The sequence below is a fragment of the Bradyrhizobium sp. 134 genome (assembly GCF_023074155.1).
Taxonomy (GTDB): Bacteria; Pseudomonadota; Alphaproteobacteria; order Rhizobiales; family Xanthobacteraceae; genus Bradyrhizobium.
In genome coordinates, this window is record NZ_JADPKX010000073.1 from 391,737 (window position 1) to 408,682 (window position 16,946).

Genomic DNA, 16,946 nt, shown 5'->3' on the forward strand with positions numbered 1-16,946 from the left:
CTCGAACTCGGGGGATGCGGAACAGAGCCAATAAACACGCTCCCGCGCAACCCCATTTTATGGTGGTCGCGCCAAGCGGCTTTTCGTTTCATGGCGAATGTTTAAGATCGGCATTAATCTGCATTCACTCCACCGGGAGATCCATCAAATGACCGAGACCATCCGTATCAAGCGCTTCAATGCGCGCCCCGTGATCGTGCCGATGAACCTCCCGCTCAAAACCTCGACCGGAGCGGTCGCAAAGGCGCCTCTGGTGCTGATCGACTGCGAGACCGACCTGGGCGTGCGGGGGCACGCCTATCTGTTCTCGATCACACCATCGGCCTTGAAGCCATTGACGGCGATGGTCGCGGAGATGTCAGAGCTCGTCGCGGGCGATGAACTGCTGCCGTTCGAGATCGAGCGCAAGCTGACCCAGCGCTTCACGCTCTTGGGTTTGGCCGGCCTGCAGCGGCTGGCGCAATCCGGCATCGACATGGCGGCATGGGATGCGCTGGCCCGCGCTCGAAGCCTGCCGCTGGCGCGCCTGCTCGGCGGCGCGCCGAAACCGGTTCGGGCCTACAATTCGAAAGGTCTCGGCATCATGCCGGCGGGTGCCGCGGTGGAGGAAGCCCACAAGCTGCTGGCCGAGGGTTTTCAAGCCGCAAAGATCCGCGTCGGCCGTCCCGATGCGCGGGAAGACCTGAAGGTGGTGCGCGCGGTGCGCAAGGCCGTCGGCGACGACGTGACCTTGATGTGCGACTACAATCAGGCGCTGACGGTCAGCGAGGCCATTCGCCGCGGCGAGATGCTCGACGACGAGGGGCTCACCTGGATCGAGGAGCCGATTCGTCACGATGACTATGCCGGCTGCGCCCGCATCGCGGATGCGCTGCGCACCCCGGTCCAGATCGGCGAGAACTTTGACAGCGCGTTCGCGATGCAATCCGCGCTGTCGGCGGAAGCCTGCGACTACGTGATGCCCGACGTGCAGCGCATCGGCGGTGTCACCGGCTGGCTGCGCGCCGCCGCGCTGGCGCATGCCGCCGGCATCGAGATGTCGACGCATCTGTTCTCGGAAGTCAGCGCGCATCTGCTCTGCGTAACGCCCACCGCGCACTGGCTGGAATATGTCGATTGGGCCGACGCGGTGCTGGCAACCCGTTTGCAGATCAAGGACGGCTTTGCCCTGCCAAGCGGGGAACCCGGCAACGGCATTGCGTGGGACGAGGCCGCGGTGAAGAAGTATCTGGTCGAATAGGCCGCGTTCGTCGCGGCGCATCACATCGCGGACTTCGGAACCTGACGATCACCGAGCGAACATGCCATCTACGACCGAACAGCGGCAATCATACTCAGCTCGACCGGTGCGCCCCGCGGCAACTCGGCGACACCAACAGATGTACGCGTATGACGACCGCGATCACCTAGGCGCTCGATCAGCCGGTCGGAGGCGCCGTTCATGACTTGCGATTGCTGCGTAAATCCAGGCGCCGAGGCGATGTATCCAACGAGCTGCAGGACCTGGACGATCCTGTCCTCGCCGCCCGCTGCGTGGTTGATGGCCGCAATGCAGAGATCAGCGCAGAGGGCTGCCGCCTCCTGTGCGGCAGCGATGTCGACACCGGCGCCGACCTTGCCCGCGTACAGCAGGTCTTCGCCGCGACGCGGCAGCTGACCGCTGACATAGGCAATTCCGCCATGGATGATCACGGGCAGATAGTTGCCGCCGGGCTTGTTCACGCTGCTCATCTCGATGCCCTGCCTTCTTCTCACATCCGGTGGAGCGTAGCGGAAGATCGGACCATGGCAGGCGCCGAGTCCCGGATCAAGGCTGCGAGGCTCTTTCCGCACATTGCGCAGCGGCAGCGCGCACTATAACGATCCCCTATGACCGCATGGCGCCCTCACCCGCACATCCGGGTCGTCGCGATCGGCCTGCACTGGCGTGACGGGCGGCTGCTCGCGGCCGAGGTTCGCGACGACGCGGGCCGGATCAAAGGCGTGCGCCCGCTCGGCGGCGAGATCGAGTTTGGCGAGAGCTGGCGGACGGCGCTCGTGCGGGAATTTTACGAAGAGCTCGGCATCGACATCACCATCACGGGCGAGCCATCGATGATGGAGAACATCTTCCTGCACGAGGGAGCGACCGGGCATGAGGTGATGTTCATCGCGGAGGTCGCGTTTCCCGGCGGCGCGTTCAGTGGCCAGGATCGAATCAATTTCCGCGAGGATAACGGGGAGCAGATCATCGCCCGCTGGTTCGACCTCGCCGACCTCGACATCGAGGGCGGGCCGAGCCTCTATCCGGCCGGGCTAAAGGACTTGCTCGCCCCGAAGAAGAAGTCCAACTGACAAACGCTCTCGCTACCACGTCTCCGCGCCCGGGATTTGCTTGCGCACCGCCCGGCGCTGGATCCAGATGCAACGCCGCACGGCCGTATTGGAGCGGCCGACTGCGGATATCCCTTGGCCGGCCTGCAGCAGTGGCGCCATGGTTTCACGTAGCGCGCGGCAGCGCTGGAACTCGGCCTGCCAGTCAATGGCGGCTGCGTCGGCCCGCGACGCAATCAGCGACAATACAGCTAGGGCAAGACAGCCCGTTCGCATGGGTCGGAGTTCCTTCACCGTGATCCGCCCGGATCGCGCCGGTAGCGGAAGTCGCAATGCGGAGCGCCTTGCATGATGGTCTGCGTTCGCGTCAGCGCGACGTCGGGGCCGAAACCTTCGGCGGTCGCAAAGTCGGCGGTGCAGACCAGGAGAAAGCCGAGCTTGGGCTCGCCCAGCGCCTTGTAGAACTCGGCATAGGCGCATCGCTTCACATCAAGCGCGAAGACGTCCTCGGTCTGCTCGACAATATTGTAAGCGAGCGCGTCGTCACGGGCATAGGTCTGGAAGGCGGAGGACACCGCCTTGCCGAGATTGTTCTCGTTCTTGGCTTTCCAGAATTCCTCGCCGAAACCGCGATAGAGATCGCCGAGCGCCTTGCGCACCAGCGCGTTGGCATGCGTCTCGCCGAGCTCGGCCTGGAGCGCCTTGACCAAGGGCACCAACACCTGCGCCTGGATTCTGACCTGTTCGAGCACGGAAATGCTCATGGCAAACTCACGTCGCGGACCAAGAGGATCATAGATCCTATGGGTGACGGGTAGCGATAACCCACTCCCCCAGAGGATCACGGAGTGCAGCAATCATAGCCGCGAATAGCGACGATTTGCTAACTTTCCGCGGGATAAACCAAGCGGCCGTCAGCCATCATGTGCGCCGCCGGATTCATCTCGGCCAGTTTGACCTGCCCGGGTCCCATAATGTGAAACACGCTCTCGCCGCCGGCGAGCAGGTAATCGGTGATGATCCGCCGGTGGCAGCGCCACCATACCGTCTCGGCACACATGATGGCGCATCGCTGCGCCTGCCCGAGTTCGCGCAGATGCGCGAGCCCCTCGCGAAAGCTCTCGCTCACCGCATAGTCGGCATAGTTGTGAAAGCTGTCGTTCTGCCAGAAAGCATTGGTCTCGCGCGGTATCTCCCGCTTGCGGCTGCGCAGGCCGCCGAGCGAGGCGATATGCTCATAGTCGATCGAAACGGCCCCGAGTGCTTGCGACAGGGCCTCGCGATTGTATTGGGGATTGGTGCGCGAGCGGGGCACGGTGCGGACGTCGACGAGATGCGTGACGGACACGCTCTGCAACAGGACAACGAATTCACCGATTGGACGTGTGCCGTGGCCGATCGTGAAGAATGGGTGAGCCATCGCCCGTCAGCTCCGGAGCAAGTGCAACGCCCGGCCCTTATGCAAGGCGACGTGATCGGTCTTGTCGCTTTTGATCTCGTATTGCGGATCGTCGGGGCTGGCATGGTGGACGTAGCCCTTGTACTCGACGTCCTTGGTGTGCACGCGGAGGATGTGGCCGCGCACCCGGCCGGCCTCGGAATTCCAGCTGACATGGTCGCCACGCTTGAACACTTTCGGCATGGCGAACCAATGCGGGAGCGCGTCTGGACGTTCCAGGCAGCGGAGCAGAACGCCCCAATCCGTCTACGCTCTTCGAGCTACGCCGGACACGCTTCGCCCGAGAGGTCTTGGCTGTGCCACGCGAAGCCGAAGGCGAAGCGTGGTGGGCGCGACAGGGATCGAACCTGTGACCCCTACCATGTCAAGGTAGTGCTCTCCCGCTGAGCTACGCGCCCTAGATGTCGTCTAGATCGGGTCGGGTCCCTATAACGGCTCAGGGGAGCCGGTGCAAGGACGGAAGGGGGCCGATTTAGGCCGCCAGCATCTTGTTCACTTCGCTGACCAATTCGCGCAAATGCACGGGCTTGGACAGCACCTTGGCGTTCTTGGGGGCGTCCGAATCCGAGTTCAGGGCGACCGCGGCGAAGCCGGTGATGAACATGATCTTGATGTCGGGGTCGAGTTCCGAGGCCCGGCGGGCGAGCTCGATGCCGTCCATCTCCGGCATCACGATGTCGGTGAGCAGCATCTCGAACGGCTCTTCCCGCAGCCGCTGATAGGCGGCCATGCCGTTATCGTGGGACGAGACCTGAAAACCGGCGTTTTCCAGCGCCTTGACCAGGAAACGGCGCATGTCGTTGTCGTCTTCGGCGAGCAGGATCTTTGGCATGGCGGAAATGTCGAATCCCCAGAGGATATCAGCGGAGGTCACTAAGCCCGACGGAGGGTAAATTTGGGGTGAAAATCTTTACCCTCCGCAGCTCGCGCTGCCGGACTCTTGTGAACCGGAATACGGCACGAAGCAATCGAGCCGTACCTGCCGGTCCCCACCTCGCTGCCCGCAGGGTTAAGACATGTTCCAGCGCAGATCTCATCTTTTCGCTTGGCAGGATGGTTGCGATTCCGGACAATGACGACACATAAGAGCCGCCTGATCGGCCGAATCAATGCGTTAAGGCCGGTGCTGGGCTTGTTGGATCGTGCGGCGCCAAGGGCGAAGCCTGATACGGAGAGGTGAAGCCTGATACCAAGGGGCGAAGCCTGATTGCCAAGGGATGAAGCCTGACACCAAGGGACGAAGCCTGAGAAGATGACCCGGTTTGACGGCGACAAGTCGCCCGCCTTCGAGATCGTTGAGCCCGCGCAATGGCGCGCGCCGATTATCTTCAACTCGCCCCATTCCGGCTCGACCTATCCGGACGAATTCCTCAGCGCCTCCAGGATCGACCTGCCGACGCTGCGGCGTTCCGAAGATTCCTTCATGGACGAGCTGATCGGCCATCTCAGCGAGCGCGGCTTTCCGACCGTGCGGGTCAACTTTCCGCGCTCCTATGTCGACGTCAATCGTGAGCCCTATGAGCTCGATCCCCGGATGTTCACCGGGCGCCTGCCGAGCTTTGCCAACACCCGCTCGATGCGGGTCGCCGGCGGGCTCGGCACCATTCCGCGCGTGGTCGGCGACGGCCAGGAGATCTATCGCGAGCGCATCCTGGTCGACGACGCGCTGGGGCGGATCGAGACGCTGTACAAGCCCTATCATCGCGCGCTGCGCCGGCTGATCAACAAGGTGCACCAGATGTTCGGCACCGTCGTGCTGGTCGACTGCCATTCGATGCCCTCGGTCGGCGTCTCCCGCGACGAGCCGCGGCGGCCCGACATCGTGATCGGCGACCGCTACGGGACGAGCTGCACGCCGCTATTGCCCGACCGGGTCGAGGAGACCATGGCCGGGCTCGGCTATTCGATCGGCCGCAACAAGCCCTATGCCGGCGGCTTCATCACCGAGCATTACGGTAACCCGGCCAGCGGCCTCCACGCCGTGCAGCTCGAGCTCAACCGCGCGATCTACATGGACGAGCGGCGGCGCGAGCGCAGTCCGCGCTTTGCGCAAGTGGCGTCGGACTTCGGCGTGCTCGCCGACGTGCTGGCGACCACGGTCCCGTTCGGCGATCTCGGCCCGTTCCAGGCCGCGGCGGAATAAGCGCGACGTTTTCTGCGAATGATTGTGTTGGGTGCGATCAGCGCGAACGCGTTTCGCGGCGCGCATTGAAATGAAAGCCCACGCTGAAAGAAATGAGAGGCTGAAAGAAAAAAGGGCCGCTTCTAATGAAGAAGCGGCCCAAGTCTAGGGAGGAAACGCCCAAGGAGGGCAGCAGTAACGCGAGAAGCGCTACCGCACCGCAACAATATGCGGCCGCGACGCACAAAGTGCAAGGGCTTTCGAGCGGTTTCCCATGCAATGAGGACATAGCTCGGTTGCTTCCAGAGAAACCCGGATTCAGTTCCTTTGATAAGTAAATTCAATGGGTTGATAATCATTTGCATACCAACGAGGCAGATCCGGAACTAAGGTTTCAATTCAATGATCGATATTTGCCCAGCGGGTGTCTTTGACGAGGCGAACGCTTCCCGCATCCAAAATACCAGGGTGCAAAGGCAAGACAGCGCTGCACGATCCTTCCGATTTGAGCTAGGCAGGAGTGAGCTTCACCCGACTTTCGCTTTTTGAGGATACGCCGTGACGGTGATCGATTTCTCCGCCTTCATCGGACGGCTCGCCACCGCCTCCGGCGAAACCATCCTGCCGTTCTTCCGCACCTCGCTGTCGATCGAGGACAAGAGCAAGACCAAGGATTTCGACCCCGTAACCGAGGCCGACCGCGCCGCGGAGGCGGTGATGCGGCGTCTGATCAAGGCCAACTTTCCCCAGCACGGCATCGTCGGCGAGGAATTCGGCAACGAGCGCGAGGATTCGGATTACGTCTGGGTGCTCGACCCCATCGACGGCACCAAATCCTTCATCGGCGGCTTTCCGATCTGGGGCACGCTGATCGCGCTCCTGCACAAGGGCACGCCGGTCTACGGCATGATGCACCAGCCCTTCATCGGCGAACGCTTTTCCGGCGACAGCGGCTCGGCTCATTATAATGGCCCCTCCGGCGAGCGCCGGCTCCAGGTCCGGCGCTGTGCTTCGCTGTCGGAGGCGACGACCTACACCACCAGCCCGCTGCTGATGAACGAGCGCGACCGCGCCATCTTCGGCCGCATCGAGAAGGGCGCGCGGCTGTCGCGCTATGGCGGCGACTGCTACTCCTATTGCATGCTGGCGGCGGGTCACGTCGATCTCGTGGTCGAGACCGAGCTGAAGCCTTACGACATCGCAGCCCTGATCCCGATCGTGACCGGCGCAGGCGGCGTCGTCACCACCTGGGAAGGCAAGCCGGCGCAGGGCGGCGGCCGCATCGTCGCGGCCGGCGACGCCAGGGTTCACGAAGAAGCACTGAAACTACTCAACGGATAGGCGATTTATTGTTTGCGCATGATCCTCTCGGAAAACCGCTGCACACTTTTCCGGATCATGCTTCAGGGAGCCTGCATGACCAACCGGCGCACGCTCCTTCTCGCGGCCTTGCTTCTGTTTCCGACACTGGCCTGCGCCCAGAATTTCCCGGCCAAGCCAATCAAGCTGATCGTGCCGTTCCCGGCCGGCGGCCCCAACGACATCATCGCGCGGGTGATCGGCCAGCGCATGTCGGAGCTGTCAGGGCAGCCGGTGCTGATCGACAATCGCGGCGGCCAGGGCGGCGTGCTTGGTACTGACGCGGTCGCCAAGAGCGCACCTGACGGCTATACCATCGCGATCTCCTCGGCCGGCGCGCTCGCCATCAGCCCGAGCATGGAGCGGGTCGCCTACGATACGCTCAATGACCTCACGCCGGTGACGCTGGTCGCAACCGTGCCGGAAATGTTGGTGGTGGCGACCAATGTGCCCGCAAAGGACATCGGCGAATTGATCGCGCTCGCCAAGGCGCAGCCGGGAAAACTCAACTTCGCCTCCTCCGGCCCCGGCAGCCTGCCGCATCTCGCCGGTGAATTGTTCAAGCTGACGGCCAAAATCGACATCGTGCACGTGCCCTATCGCGGCGCGGCGCCGGCCGTGAACGATCTGCTGGGCCAGCAGGTGCAGATGACGTTCCTGGACCTCCCCGTGCTGCTGCCGCAGGTCAAGGCGGGCGCCCTGCGACCGATCGCAGTTGGCTCCGCCGAGCGTTCGCCGACCGCGCCTGATGTGCCGACCACCGCGGAAGCCGGCTTTGCCGATCTGCGCATCGAGAACTGGTACGGCATGGTCGCGCCGAAGGGCACGCCGAAGGAGATCGTCGCCGCGCTGCATGGTCTGGCCACGAAGGCGATGGCGGATCCCGCGGTGAAGGAAAAGCTTGCCGCCCAGGGCGCCACCCTGGTCGGCGATGAGCCGGAGCATTTTCGCACATTCATCGCAGACGAGACCAAGAAATGGGCGAAGGTGATCAAGGACGCTGGCGTGGAGACGGCGAAGTAACTGTGTCTTGCCCCTCCTGAAGGGGCGGGGAAATCTTGGAGCTCACACCGCCGCAGCCCGCAAATGCTCCACCAGCATCTTGGCCGGGCGCGGTAGCGTCTTGAAGCTTCGCGCGCAGATCACGAGTTTGCGGTTGGCCCAGCTATCGCGCAGGCGGACCATGGCGAGCGGCATCAGTTTTGCGCAGCGGCGGGCCGCGGCTTCGGGCACCAGCGCGACGCCCACATCGGCGGCGACCATCTGGCAGATCGCGTCGAAGTCGCGCAGGCGCGCGCGGTAATGCGGCCGCATGCCGAGCCGGGCGGCGTGCTTCGAAATATGCACCTGAAGCGCGGTGGCGCTGGTCAGCCCGACGAACTCGCAAGCACCCGCCTCCTGGAAATCGATCGCGCGGCGGCCCGCGAACGGGCCGCGCCTGGACGTCACCAGCGTCAGGCGATCCTCGCTGAAGGCGAATCGCTCGATATGATCGGGCAGCGCGTGCTCGGCGGCAAAGCCGAGATCGGCCGCGCCCGCAGTGATCGCGGCCGCGATGTCAGTGCTCTCGCGCTCCTCGATGTCGATGGCGACGTCGCGGTGCTCGCGCAGGAAGCCGGCAAGCGCCTTCGGCAGATGCTCCGAGAGGCCGGAGGTATTGGCGAGGAAATGCACGCTCGCGCGCACGCCGCTGGCAAAGCCGGCGAGATCGCCGCGCATGGCGTCGATCTGGTGGATGACGAGACGGGCGTGATCGAGCAGGCTCTCGCCGGCCGCGGTCAATTCGACGCCGCGGCGCCCGCGCTTGAGCAGCGCGACGCCGAGTGCATCCTCCAGCCCCTTGATGCGCGCGCTGGCCGAGGCAAGGGCCAGATGCGACCGCTCCGCGCCGCGGGTGATGCTGCGCTGGTCGGCGACCGCGATGAACAGCTGGAGGTCGACGAGGTCGAAGCGCATCCCGGGTCCCTTCAGCCTTCGTTCCAGACGAAGGTTTTCTCCGTAAGCTACAGATTGTGCCGAAGCGCGGCATCGGTCAATGTGCAGATATGATCGACCCGCTCCTCGTTCTCATCGCCGCCGTTTTCCTGATTGCCGGATTCGTCAAGGGCGTGGTCGGACTCGGCCTGCCGACGGTGTCCATGGGCCTGCTCGCGGTGAGCATGGCGCCAAGCCGCGCGATCGCCATCGTGATCGTGCCCGCCATCCTCACCAACATTTGGCAGACTTTCGTCGGCCCCCATTTGCGCGACATCCTGAGGCGGCTGTGGCCACTGATGATTGGCACCGTGATCGGCTGCTGGCTCAATGCCGGCGCGCTCACCGGTCCGCATGCGCGCTACGGCACGATCGTGCTCGGCGCACTCCTGGTCATCTACGCAATCATCGGGCTGAACAAATTCCAGTTTCACGTTGCGCCAAAGAACGAGAAATGGGTCGGCGGCGTGGTCGGCTTGGTCACCGGCGTGATCTCGGCCTCGACCGGCGTGCAGGTGATCCCCTCGATGCCGTTCATGCAGGCGATCGGCATGGAGAAGGACGAGCTGGTGCAGGCGCTCGGCGTGTTTTTCACGACAGCGACACTGGCGCTCGCCTTCAACCTCACCGCCGGCGGATTGCTGACGCCGGCCAACGCGGTGCCGGGCGCCGTCGGCATGGCCTGCGCGTTTGCCGGCATGTATATCGGCCAAACGGTGCGGGCGCGGATGCCGGCGGAAGCGTTTCGCCGCTGGTTCCTGATCGCGATGATCCTGCTCGGCCTCTATCTCGCCGGCAGCGCGCTGCTGAAGGAATTCGCGTAAAGGACGTTACCGCGTCTCCAGCATGGCGACGCGAATGCCGAGATAGATGAAGAGGCCGCCGAGGGCACGGTTGACCCAGGCGACCGCGCCTTCGGAGCTCCGCAAGCGGTGGGCGGCCTTTGCCGCGAACGCCGCCAGCACCAGGCACCACAGCGTTCCCGTGCAGATGAAGATCAGGCCGAGCGTCAGGAAGGCGAGCGGCTTGTGCGCCGAGTCGGCTGCGACGAATTGCGGCAGGAAGGCCAGGAAGAACAGCGCGACCTTGGGATTGAGCGCGTTGGTGAAGACGCCCTGGAGGAAAACCCGCCGCAGCGAGCTCTGCACCGGCTCGTCGATGGCCGAGGTCGGCACCGGGCGCGACCACAGCATCTGAAGCCCGGTCACGACGAGATAGGCCGCTCCGACCAGCTTCAGGATCGAGAACGCGGTCGACGAGGCCATCAGCAGGGCCGAAAGGCCGATCGCGGCGCCCGCGACATGGAAAAAGCAGCCGCAACTGATGCCTAGCGCGGCCGCGGCACCACCTCGCCAGCCCAGCTGCATGCTGCGGCCGATCACATAGACCGTATCAGGCCCTGGCGTGATGTTGAGCAGCACGCCTGACAGGACGAAGAGCCAGATTTCGTGAATGCCCAGCATGTGTGACGTGCCTCCGTCGCCCAACCATGGCCCAAGAGGCCCGCTTAGTGGGTTCGCTCGGCCCCGTCCACTGCCGGGATTGCCGAGGATTTACCTCGAATTTGCAATGCGGTTCGTACTTTCGCTCGGCCTCATCTGCTCTATAAGGAACGGGTTCTTTGAACGCGGGATTCGAGGCGACTGCCACGCCGTGGCCGGTCCTCGATTTCTTCCAAGTCTCTTGCAAGTCTCTTGGAGCTCCGGAATATGGAAAGACGTCTGGCTGCCATTGTCTGCGCCGATGTCGCCGGCTATTCGCGCATGATGGGCACCGATGAGGCCGGCACCCATGCCGCCTTCAAGGCCCATCGCAGCGCGATCCACCCCATCATCCTCAATCACGGCGGCCGCGTCGTCAAAAACACCGGCGACGGCTTCCTGCTGGAATTCCCCTCGATCGTCGGCGCCACCGAGGCCGCGATCGCGATGCAGACGCTGATGGCGGAGCGCAATCACCATCTGCCCGCCGATCGCGCCATGCAATTCCGCCTCGGGATCCATATGGGTGACGTCATCGCCGACGAGGACGAGGTCTTCGGTGACGATGTCAACATTGCCGTCCGCCTCGAAGCCGTGGCGAGCCCCGGCGGCTTCGCGATCTCGGCCAAGGCCTACAAGGAGGCCAGCAAGCATCTCACCGTGCCGCTGGTCGATGCCGGCAACCACCGCTTCAAGAACATCAAGGATCCGATCGGGGTCTGGACTTGGACACCTGAGGGTGCACCGGCGCTTGCGCCCGCGCTGAGGGAGGCATCCGCCCTCTCGCAGCAGTACCGCACGGCGATCGTCGGCGTGCTGCCCTTTGCCAATCTCAGCGACGCACAGGACGAGTATTTCTCCGACGGCCTGACCGAGGATCTGATCCACGCGCTGTCGCTGCAATCCTTCTACCGCGTGCTGAGCCGCAACTCGACCTTCGTGTTCAAGGGCAACAACGTCAGCACCCGCCTGATCGCGCGGGAGATCGACGCTAGCTATCTGATCCAGGGTTCGGTGCGGCGTGCCGGAGCCAAGATCCGCGTCACCGCCGAGCTGATCGCGCCGGAGACCGGCGAGCAGCTCTGGACTGGCCGCTACGACCGCGACATCGGCGATCTCTTCGCGATGCAGGACGAGATCACCACCAACCTGTCCGCCGCCATCGCCACCGAGATCGTCCGGGCCGAGGCCTCGGCGCCGGCGCGGCTCTCGACCGACGTCACCGCCTGGGACCGCTTCCTCAAAGGGCTGTCGCACTATTATCGGCAAACCAAGGAAGACCTGGCCATCGCCGTCGACCTGTTCCGGGAGGCCATCAGGCTCGAGCCCAAGCTGTCGATTGCGCACGCCTATCTCGCCACGATCCAGATCCAGAGCATCCAGTTCGGCTGGGTCAAGGGCACGCGCGAGATGTGGGCCGAGGCGATGAAGCTTGCCGAAACCAGCGTCCGGCTCGATCCGCGCTCGTCATTTGCGTTCTCGATCCTGTCCTGGACCCACGCGCTGGAGGGCCATTACGAGGCCGCGATGGACGCCGCCAAGCGCGCCGTCGCGCTCAACCCCTACGACAACGGCGCGCGCGGCGTGCTCGGCATCTGCCATTTCGCCATCGGCGAGCACCGCGAGGCGATCGAGCTGTTCTCGCTGGCCGCACAGCGCGACAACAGCGATCCGCGCTACCAATGGGCCGCGCTGAACGCCTTCAGCCATTATCTGCTGGGCCAATATGACGCGACCCTGTCATGGGCTCGAGAACAGCTCTACATCAACCCGAACCATTTGCAGGCGCTGGCAATCCGCGCCGCGGCGCTGGCGCAATTGGGGCGTGGCGACGAGGCGGTCGAGGCGACCCGCGTGCTCATGGCTAACTACCCGACTCTCAATGTCGACCGCCATTTGCGCAATTTCCACTGGAAGCGGCCCGAGGACCTCGCCCATTACCGCGCCGGACTCTTGAATGCGGGGGTACCGCTCGGCAAACTGACCCTGGTTTCGAGCGACGTCAAACGCGTCGCCGAATCCTGAGGGCCAGCCGCGGCCACGCGGCAATGTCCCCTCCGCCTTTATTGACACGACAGTGAATTCAGCCACACTCCGCCACACGCTGAAGTAGTATAACGTGTTGTCGGTTTGTCAGGACTTTCCGCGCTCTATCGCCGCGTCTGTATTTCACGATTCGCCGTTTCCAGGATTTTGGGCCATGCATGACTCCGCTCCGAAGCCCCCCTTCGACCCCTCGATCCAGGTCTCGCCGAACAATCCCTGTCCATTTCTCCGCGGCCTCGTCGGCGAGGGGTTTGTTGACGGCGGAGCCGTCCCGCTCGGCACGCTGTCGCAAACGATCGCGAATGCGAGCGGCGAGACCGGGCTGAAGAAGGTCTCGGCCCGCATCCAGGTCCGCGGCGTCGCGCTTATCGCCAACGGTCTGGGTCACATCCTGAAGAGCATATTTTCGGGCGCGCAGCTCGACGCGTTGCGTGGCGGTCCCCTCGACAAGCGCGGTTCCGGCTCGCGCGTCCTCGGCGTCGACGGCAAGGTCGATGAGGACGAGCTTGCGCGGTTTGCGAGCTTCGGCCGGACCTACCAGGATCCGAACGGCGGCGGCTCCGAGCCGGGTCTCAACGCCTCGGAAATCGGCGTCTTCATGCGCGACAACCTCAAGCGTGCCGGCAGCGCTGCGCGCTGGTACTATCCCCTGCTGATGAAGTTCGAATGGCCGATCCTCCTGAAGATCGTGGGCAAGGGCGCGGGTGAGGACCGCTATCTCAGCGTGGCCGACGTGCGCACTCTGTTCAACGAGCGGCAATTCCCTGCTCGCATCAACCAGCGGCTAGTAGCGCAGCCGGTGCTGTCGACATGCCAGCGCGTGGTGCGGGGCGCCCTCAAGGTTGCGGCCCTGCTCGTCGCCATCGGTCTCGCCTTGCTCGTTGCGGTCGCCGAATTCCCCGACCAGGTGCGCGCCATGCTGCCCCAAAAGGGAATTCTCGTGAATCTCCTGCCGCCGCCCTTGCCCACGGTCCCCGAGACGAAGGCGGCCTTTTGGCTCGAACAGAACTGGTCGCTGAAGGACAGGCACTGGTTTCACCATGCCAGTCAGGGCACCGCGACCTTCCCGGTGCCTTACGAATGGTTCATGGCGCTGGAGCAGCCGCGCCTGCATTTGTTCTCGCAGCCGGGCATGATGACGGACAGCGCCTATCTCGAGCGCTTCGGGTTCATCCCGAGCCCGCAGTCGATCCAGACCGATGCGACGTCACTACGCCACTTCGGCTACGCCAATGTCTACGAGACGACGCAGGCGCCGGACTGGTCGACCAGGTGGACGCCGGCGGAGAACGTCGACGGCCTGCCGGTCGGCTTCGCACGGATGACCGGTGTCATCGATCCCGCGACGGGCCGTCGCGAAGAGGACAAGATCGGACTGACCTGCGCGGGCTGCCATACCGGCCAGATCCACTACCAGGGCGTGGACGTGCGTTTCGACGGCGGCCCGGCCATGACCGATCTGAAGAAGCTCGAGCTCTCCACCGGCCTGTCGATCGCCTACACGCTTTACGTGCCGTTCCGCTTCCAGCGCTTCGCCGATCGCGTGCTCGGCCCCGATGCCAGCAAGGCTGACCGCGCCGCGCTCAAGCAGAAGCTCAGCGCGATCGGCAACTTCCTGATCGACTGGGCGCAAACCCAGCAAAAGACGATTGAAGGCAAGAAGACCTGGAACGGCAGGCAGCAGCAGGACACCGAGGAAGGGTTCGGTCGCCTCGACGCTCTCAATCGCATCGGCAATCAGGTTTTTTCGCAGGATCTCGCGCTGAGCGGGATCAAGGGATTCGAGAAGAACCTGCACGCCCAGGACGCCCCGGTCAGCTATCCCCCGATCTGGACCGTGCCCTGGTTCAAGTTCGCCCAGTACGACGCCTCGATCGAGCAGCCGCTGATCCGCAACGCCGGCGAAGCCCTCGGCGTGACGGCGCTGCTCAATCTGTCCGACGCCTACCCTGAGGACAGGCTGTGGCGGTCCTCCGTTCATATCAACACGCTCGGCTGGATCGAGGACATGCTCAGGGGGCCCGATCCGTTCAAGACGGCCGATCCCTCCACCGGTCCGAAGTTCGGCGGCCTGCTGGCGCCGAAATGGCCCTCGCAGATACTCGGCGACAATTGGAGGCTCGATCAGAAGAAGGTCGACAACGGCCGCAATATCTACGCCGAGATGTGTTCCGGCTGCCATCTGCCGGTGATCGACACCCCGGCTTTCTGGTCTTCGGGACATTGGGAGCCCAGCGGCGACAGCAAGGTGCTGAACGCGGTGACGATCCCCCTCGACGAGATCAAGACGGATCCCGAACAGTCGCTCGTGCTCAGCAACAGGATCGTCGATCTGCCCGGCTTCCTGAAGGTGAATACGGCCGACCTCCAGAAATGGTGGCAATGCGACGTCTCGACCGCAAGCTCGCCGACCGAGATGGTGTATGCGCTCGGGCTGATGACGGTGGTGGATCTCGTCGCCCGCAAATGGATGGACGACGAGAAGACTCCGGACGCCGAGCGGGCGAAATTGTGGAATCTCGCGCGCAAGAACTGCCTCAATCCGGTGGGGGGAGCACGCTATCGGGCACGGCCGCTGAACGGCATCTGGGCCACGGCGCCCTATCTGCACAACGGCTCGGTGCCGTCTCTCTATTGGTTGCTGAAGCCTGCAAGCGAGCGCCCGCAAAAATTCTGCATGGGCCGCCGCGACTATGATCCGGTGACCGTCGGCTTTGCGGTCACCGCCGACGAGAAGTGCAAGACGGGTGAAACCGAGTTCTCGGCCGGGTCGGACAAGGATCCGATCCAGGGGAACAGCGTGCTCGGCCATTCATTCGAGCGCAAGCCGGGCGAGCAAAAACGTCCCGGCGTGATCGGCCGCGTGTTCAAGGACGACAACGAGCGCTACGATCTGATCGAGTATCTGAAGACGCTGTAGCGAGTGATTCTACTTCCTCGTCATGGCCGGGCTTGTCCCGGCCATCCATGATCTGCCTCACGGCGCTAAGAACGTGGATGCCCGGGACAAGCCCGGGCATGACGTCGTGTGGTCGCAGGGAAGCATCGCTCCCCCTCACTTGAACAGCGGCGTGCCCGGCACGAAGGCGTCGAAGGCCGCCCAGAATTGGGAACGGTAGCGGTCCTGCTCCTGGAGTATCTCGTGCTTGGCACCGGCGATCACGAGATGGGAGCCGGCGCGCAAATGATAGGCGAACTCCTCGATCGCCGCGATCGAGACCACGGTGTCGCTGGAGGCCGCCAGCATCAGGATCGGTTGACGGATATCGGACGGGTAGTTTTTGCCCTTGAAGGTGTTCATCGCGCGGAAGGCGGTATCGGCCCAGGCGACCGTCGGTGACGCGAGCCCGAGGGTCGGATCCTCCTCCAGGATCGCGGCATTGCGCGCATAGCGCACGGGATCGCTGGTCAGCGGATTGTTGATGAAGGGATTGAGCCCGGTGATCTGGTCGGTGCCGCCGGGGACATAACGGCCGCCCATCCCCAACACGCGCATCGTCTTCAGCAGCGCCCGCGCCGGAAACGAGGTGGCGCGGCCGGGCAGGTCGATCATCGGCGCCGACAGCACCATGCGGTCGAACCAGCGCTTGCCCGCATGCGCCACCCGCAGCATCACCGTGCCGCCCATGGAGTGGGCGAGCGCGAAGAAGGGCGGCGGGCAATCCGGCAGCACCACCTGCTGCACGAAGGTCTCGACGTCGATCTCGAAATCGGCGAAGTCGCGAACATAGCCCTTGCGCGGATCGCGCAGGCGGCGCGAGGAGTGGCCCTGCCCGCGCCAGTCGATCATCGCCACCGCAAAACCGCGGTCGCGCAGGTCGCGCACGGTCTCAAAATATTTCTCGATCTGCTCGCTGCGTCCGGTGAAGACGCAGACGGTGCCCTTGCGGTTCGCCGGCGGCGCCCAGCGCGCAAAGCGCAGCTCGACGCCATCAGGGGTTTTGATGGTGCCGCTGACGACGTCTTCGGGAACGGGATTGGATGGTATCGAGACCAGCGTCATGATGGGGAGGGCTTGGGCACGAAGTGCTGCAAATCAGGGGGCGGGAGCGCCGAAAAGGCTAAGTATCCGCCCTCTTGAACGCCGTTCTCGTCAACCCATATCACCTTGGTGCAGGCCGCTACCAGTGTTTCGGAACCGGAACATCAGGCTGCACACAGACGAAAGCCCGGCCCGATTGGCGGGCGGGTT

The 16,946-nt window shown here is 64.0% G+C and carries 17 protein-coding genes and 1 tRNA gene; 8 read left to right on the top strand and 10 right to left on the bottom strand.

Annotation, left to right across the window (positions count from 1 at the left end):
* Positions 1–148 precede the first annotated feature (148 nt).
* Positions 149–1,240: an enolase C-terminal domain-like protein gene (locus IVA75_RS29820; RefSeq protein ID WP_247284699.1), complete on the top strand. Its 1,092-nt coding sequence runs from the start codon at positions 149–151 to the stop codon at positions 1,238–1,240.
* Between the two features lie 68 nt (positions 1,241–1,308).
* Here the strand turns inward: IVA75_RS29820 and IVA75_RS29825 are convergent, their stop codons facing one another.
* Positions 1,309–1,731, bottom strand: coding sequence for a RidA family protein (locus IVA75_RS29825; protein ID WP_247284700.1), 423 nt, complete (start codon positions 1,729–1,731; stop codon positions 1,309–1,311).
* A 138-nt stretch (positions 1,732–1,869) separates the two neighbouring features.
* Between IVA75_RS29825 and IVA75_RS29830 the strand changes: the two genes are divergently transcribed.
* Positions 1,870–2,334, top strand: a complete 465-nt coding sequence (locus tag IVA75_RS29830) for an NUDIX hydrolase (RefSeq protein WP_247284701.1) — start codon at positions 1,870–1,872, stop codon at positions 2,332–2,334.
* Positions 2,335–2,346: 12 nt separating this feature from the next.
* Here IVA75_RS29830 and IVA75_RS29835 read toward each other — a convergent pair whose 3' ends face one another.
* The 6 genes from IVA75_RS29835 to IVA75_RS29860 all read right to left on the bottom strand — a co-directional run bounded on the left by IVA75_RS29835 (position 2,347) and on the right by IVA75_RS29860 (position 4,604).
* On the bottom strand, positions 2,347–2,589 hold the full coding sequence (locus IVA75_RS29835) for a hypothetical protein (protein WP_247284702.1): 243 nt from the start codon (positions 2,587–2,589) through the stop codon (positions 2,347–2,349).
* A 14-nt stretch (positions 2,590–2,603) separates the two neighbouring features.
* Complete coding sequence (locus tag IVA75_RS29840) at positions 2,604–3,077, bottom strand: L-2-amino-thiazoline-4-carboxylic acid hydrolase (protein WP_027565517.1); 474 nt, start codon at positions 3,075–3,077, stop codon at positions 2,604–2,606.
* 119 nt (positions 3,078–3,196) lie between these two features.
* Positions 3,197–3,733, bottom strand: a complete 537-nt coding sequence (locus IVA75_RS29845; RefSeq protein ID WP_247284703.1) for a DUF488 domain-containing protein — start codon at positions 3,731–3,733, stop codon at positions 3,197–3,199.
* Between the two features lie 6 nt (positions 3,734–3,739).
* Complete coding sequence (locus IVA75_RS29850; protein WP_027565519.1) at positions 3,740–3,955, bottom strand: DUF2945 domain-containing protein; 216 nt, start codon at positions 3,953–3,955, stop codon at positions 3,740–3,742.
* Positions 3,956–4,095: 140 nt separating this feature from the next.
* A tRNA-Val gene (locus IVA75_RS29855) sits at positions 4,096–4,170 on the bottom strand.
* 74 nt (positions 4,171–4,244) lie between these two features.
* Positions 4,245–4,604 carry a response regulator gene (locus tag IVA75_RS29860; RefSeq protein WP_007597092.1) on the bottom strand — a complete coding sequence of 120 codons (360 nt, stop codon included), beginning with the start codon at positions 4,602–4,604 and terminating at the stop codon, positions 4,245–4,247.
* 420 nt (positions 4,605–5,024) lie between these two features.
* Between IVA75_RS29860 and IVA75_RS29865 the strand changes: the two genes are divergently transcribed.
* From IVA75_RS29865 to IVA75_RS29875, 3 genes are all read left to right on the top strand, one after another.
* Positions 5,025–5,915: an N-formylglutamate amidohydrolase gene (locus IVA75_RS29865; RefSeq protein ID WP_027565520.1), complete on the top strand. Its 891-nt coding sequence runs from the start codon at positions 5,025–5,027 to the stop codon at positions 5,913–5,915.
* Between the two features lie 537 nt (positions 5,916–6,452).
* On the top strand, positions 6,453–7,235 hold the full coding sequence (gene hisN, locus IVA75_RS29870; RefSeq protein WP_247284704.1) for a histidinol-phosphatase: 783 nt from the start codon (positions 6,453–6,455) through the stop codon (positions 7,233–7,235).
* A 75-nt stretch (positions 7,236–7,310) separates the two neighbouring features.
* Positions 7,311–8,276, top strand: coding sequence for a tripartite tricarboxylate transporter substrate binding protein (locus IVA75_RS29875; protein ID WP_027565522.1), 966 nt, complete (start codon positions 7,311–7,313; stop codon positions 8,274–8,276).
* A 42-nt stretch (positions 8,277–8,318) separates the two neighbouring features.
* On the opposite strand, the gene IVA75_RS29880 is transcribed toward IVA75_RS29875, so the two are convergent.
* Complete coding sequence (locus tag IVA75_RS29880) at positions 8,319–9,209, bottom strand: LysR substrate-binding domain-containing protein (protein WP_027565523.1); 891 nt, start codon at positions 9,207–9,209, stop codon at positions 8,319–8,321.
* 89 nt (positions 9,210–9,298) lie between these two features.
* Between IVA75_RS29880 and IVA75_RS29885 the strand changes: the two genes are divergently transcribed.
* Complete coding sequence (locus IVA75_RS29885) at positions 9,299–10,051, top strand: sulfite exporter TauE/SafE family protein (protein WP_247284705.1); 753 nt, start codon at positions 9,299–9,301, stop codon at positions 10,049–10,051.
* Between the two features lie 6 nt (positions 10,052–10,057).
* On the opposite strand, the gene IVA75_RS29890 is transcribed toward IVA75_RS29885, so the two are convergent.
* Positions 10,058–10,690 (bottom strand): LysE family translocator, encoded by a 633-nt coding sequence (locus tag IVA75_RS29890; protein ID WP_247284706.1) that lies wholly within the window; start codon positions 10,688–10,690, stop codon positions 10,058–10,060.
* Between the two features lie 246 nt (positions 10,691–10,936).
* On the opposite strand from IVA75_RS29890, the gene IVA75_RS29895 reads away from it, so the two are divergent.
* Together IVA75_RS29895 and IVA75_RS29900 are read left to right on the top strand one after the other, a co-directional pair.
* Positions 10,937–12,733, top strand: coding sequence for a tetratricopeptide repeat protein (locus tag IVA75_RS29895; protein ID WP_247284707.1), 1,797 nt, complete (start codon positions 10,937–10,939; stop codon positions 12,731–12,733).
* 175 nt (positions 12,734–12,908) lie between these two features.
* A complete protein-coding gene (locus IVA75_RS29900; protein ID WP_247284708.1) occupies positions 12,909–15,674 on the top strand; it encodes a di-heme-cytochrome C peroxidase in 2,766 nt (921 codons plus the stop codon).
* Positions 15,675–15,809: 135 nt separating this feature from the next.
* On the opposite strand, the gene IVA75_RS29905 is transcribed toward IVA75_RS29900, so the two are convergent.
* On the bottom strand, positions 15,810–16,757 hold the full coding sequence (locus tag IVA75_RS29905; protein WP_247284709.1) for an alpha/beta hydrolase: 948 nt from the start codon (positions 16,755–16,757) through the stop codon (positions 15,810–15,812).
* Positions 16,758–16,946: the final 189 nt, after the last annotated feature.

Excerpts from the sequence above, each read along its gene's own strand:
- IVA75_RS29820 (WP_247284699.1), top strand. The coding sequence starts at position 149 with ATGACCGAGACCATCCGTATCAAGCGCTTCAATGCGCGCCCCGTGATC.
- IVA75_RS29840 (WP_027565517.1), bottom strand. The coding sequence starts at position 3,077 with ATGAGCATTTCCGTGCTCGAACAGGTCAGAATCCAGGCGCAGGTGTTG.
- IVA75_RS29880 (WP_027565523.1), bottom strand. The coding sequence starts at position 9,209 with ATGCGCTTCGACCTCGTCGACCTCCAGCTGTTCATCGCGGTCGCCGAC.
- IVA75_RS29860 (WP_007597092.1), bottom strand. The coding sequence starts at position 4,604 with ATGCCAAAGATCCTGCTCGCCGAAGACGACAACGACATGCGCCGTTTC.
- IVA75_RS29845 (WP_247284703.1), bottom strand. The coding sequence starts at position 3,733 with ATGGCTCACCCATTCTTCACGATCGGCCACGGCACACGTCCAATCGGT.
- IVA75_RS29900 (WP_247284708.1), top strand. The coding sequence starts at position 12,909 with ATGCATGACTCCGCTCCGAAGCCCCCCTTCGACCCCTCGATCCAGGTC.
- IVA75_RS29830 (WP_247284701.1), top strand. The coding sequence starts at position 1,870 with ATGACCGCATGGCGCCCTCACCCGCACATCCGGGTCGTCGCGATCGGC.
- IVA75_RS29895 (WP_247284707.1), top strand. The coding sequence starts at position 10,937 with ATGGAAAGACGTCTGGCTGCCATTGTCTGCGCCGATGTCGCCGGCTAT.
- IVA75_RS29850 (WP_027565519.1), bottom strand. The coding sequence starts at position 3,955 with ATGCCGAAAGTGTTCAAGCGTGGCGACCATGTCAGCTGGAATTCCGAG.
- IVA75_RS29865 (WP_027565520.1), top strand. The coding sequence starts at position 5,025 with ATGACCCGGTTTGACGGCGACAAGTCGCCCGCCTTCGAGATCGTTGAG.
- IVA75_RS29825 (WP_247284700.1), bottom strand. The coding sequence starts at position 1,731 with ATGAGCAGCGTGAACAAGCCCGGCGGCAACTATCTGCCCGTGATCATC.
- IVA75_RS29875 (WP_027565522.1), top strand. The coding sequence starts at position 7,311 with ATGACCAACCGGCGCACGCTCCTTCTCGCGGCCTTGCTTCTGTTTCCG.
- IVA75_RS29905 (WP_247284709.1), bottom strand. The coding sequence starts at position 16,757 with ATGACGCTGGTCTCGATACCATCCAATCCCGTTCCCGAAGACGTCGTC.
- IVA75_RS29835 (WP_247284702.1), bottom strand. The coding sequence starts at position 2,589 with ATGCGAACGGGCTGTCTTGCCCTAGCTGTATTGTCGCTGATTGCGTCG.
- IVA75_RS29885 (WP_247284705.1), top strand. The coding sequence starts at position 9,299 with ATGATCGACCCGCTCCTCGTTCTCATCGCCGCCGTTTTCCTGATTGCC.
- IVA75_RS29890 (WP_247284706.1), bottom strand. The coding sequence starts at position 10,690 with ATGCTGGGCATTCACGAAATCTGGCTCTTCGTCCTGTCAGGCGTGCTG.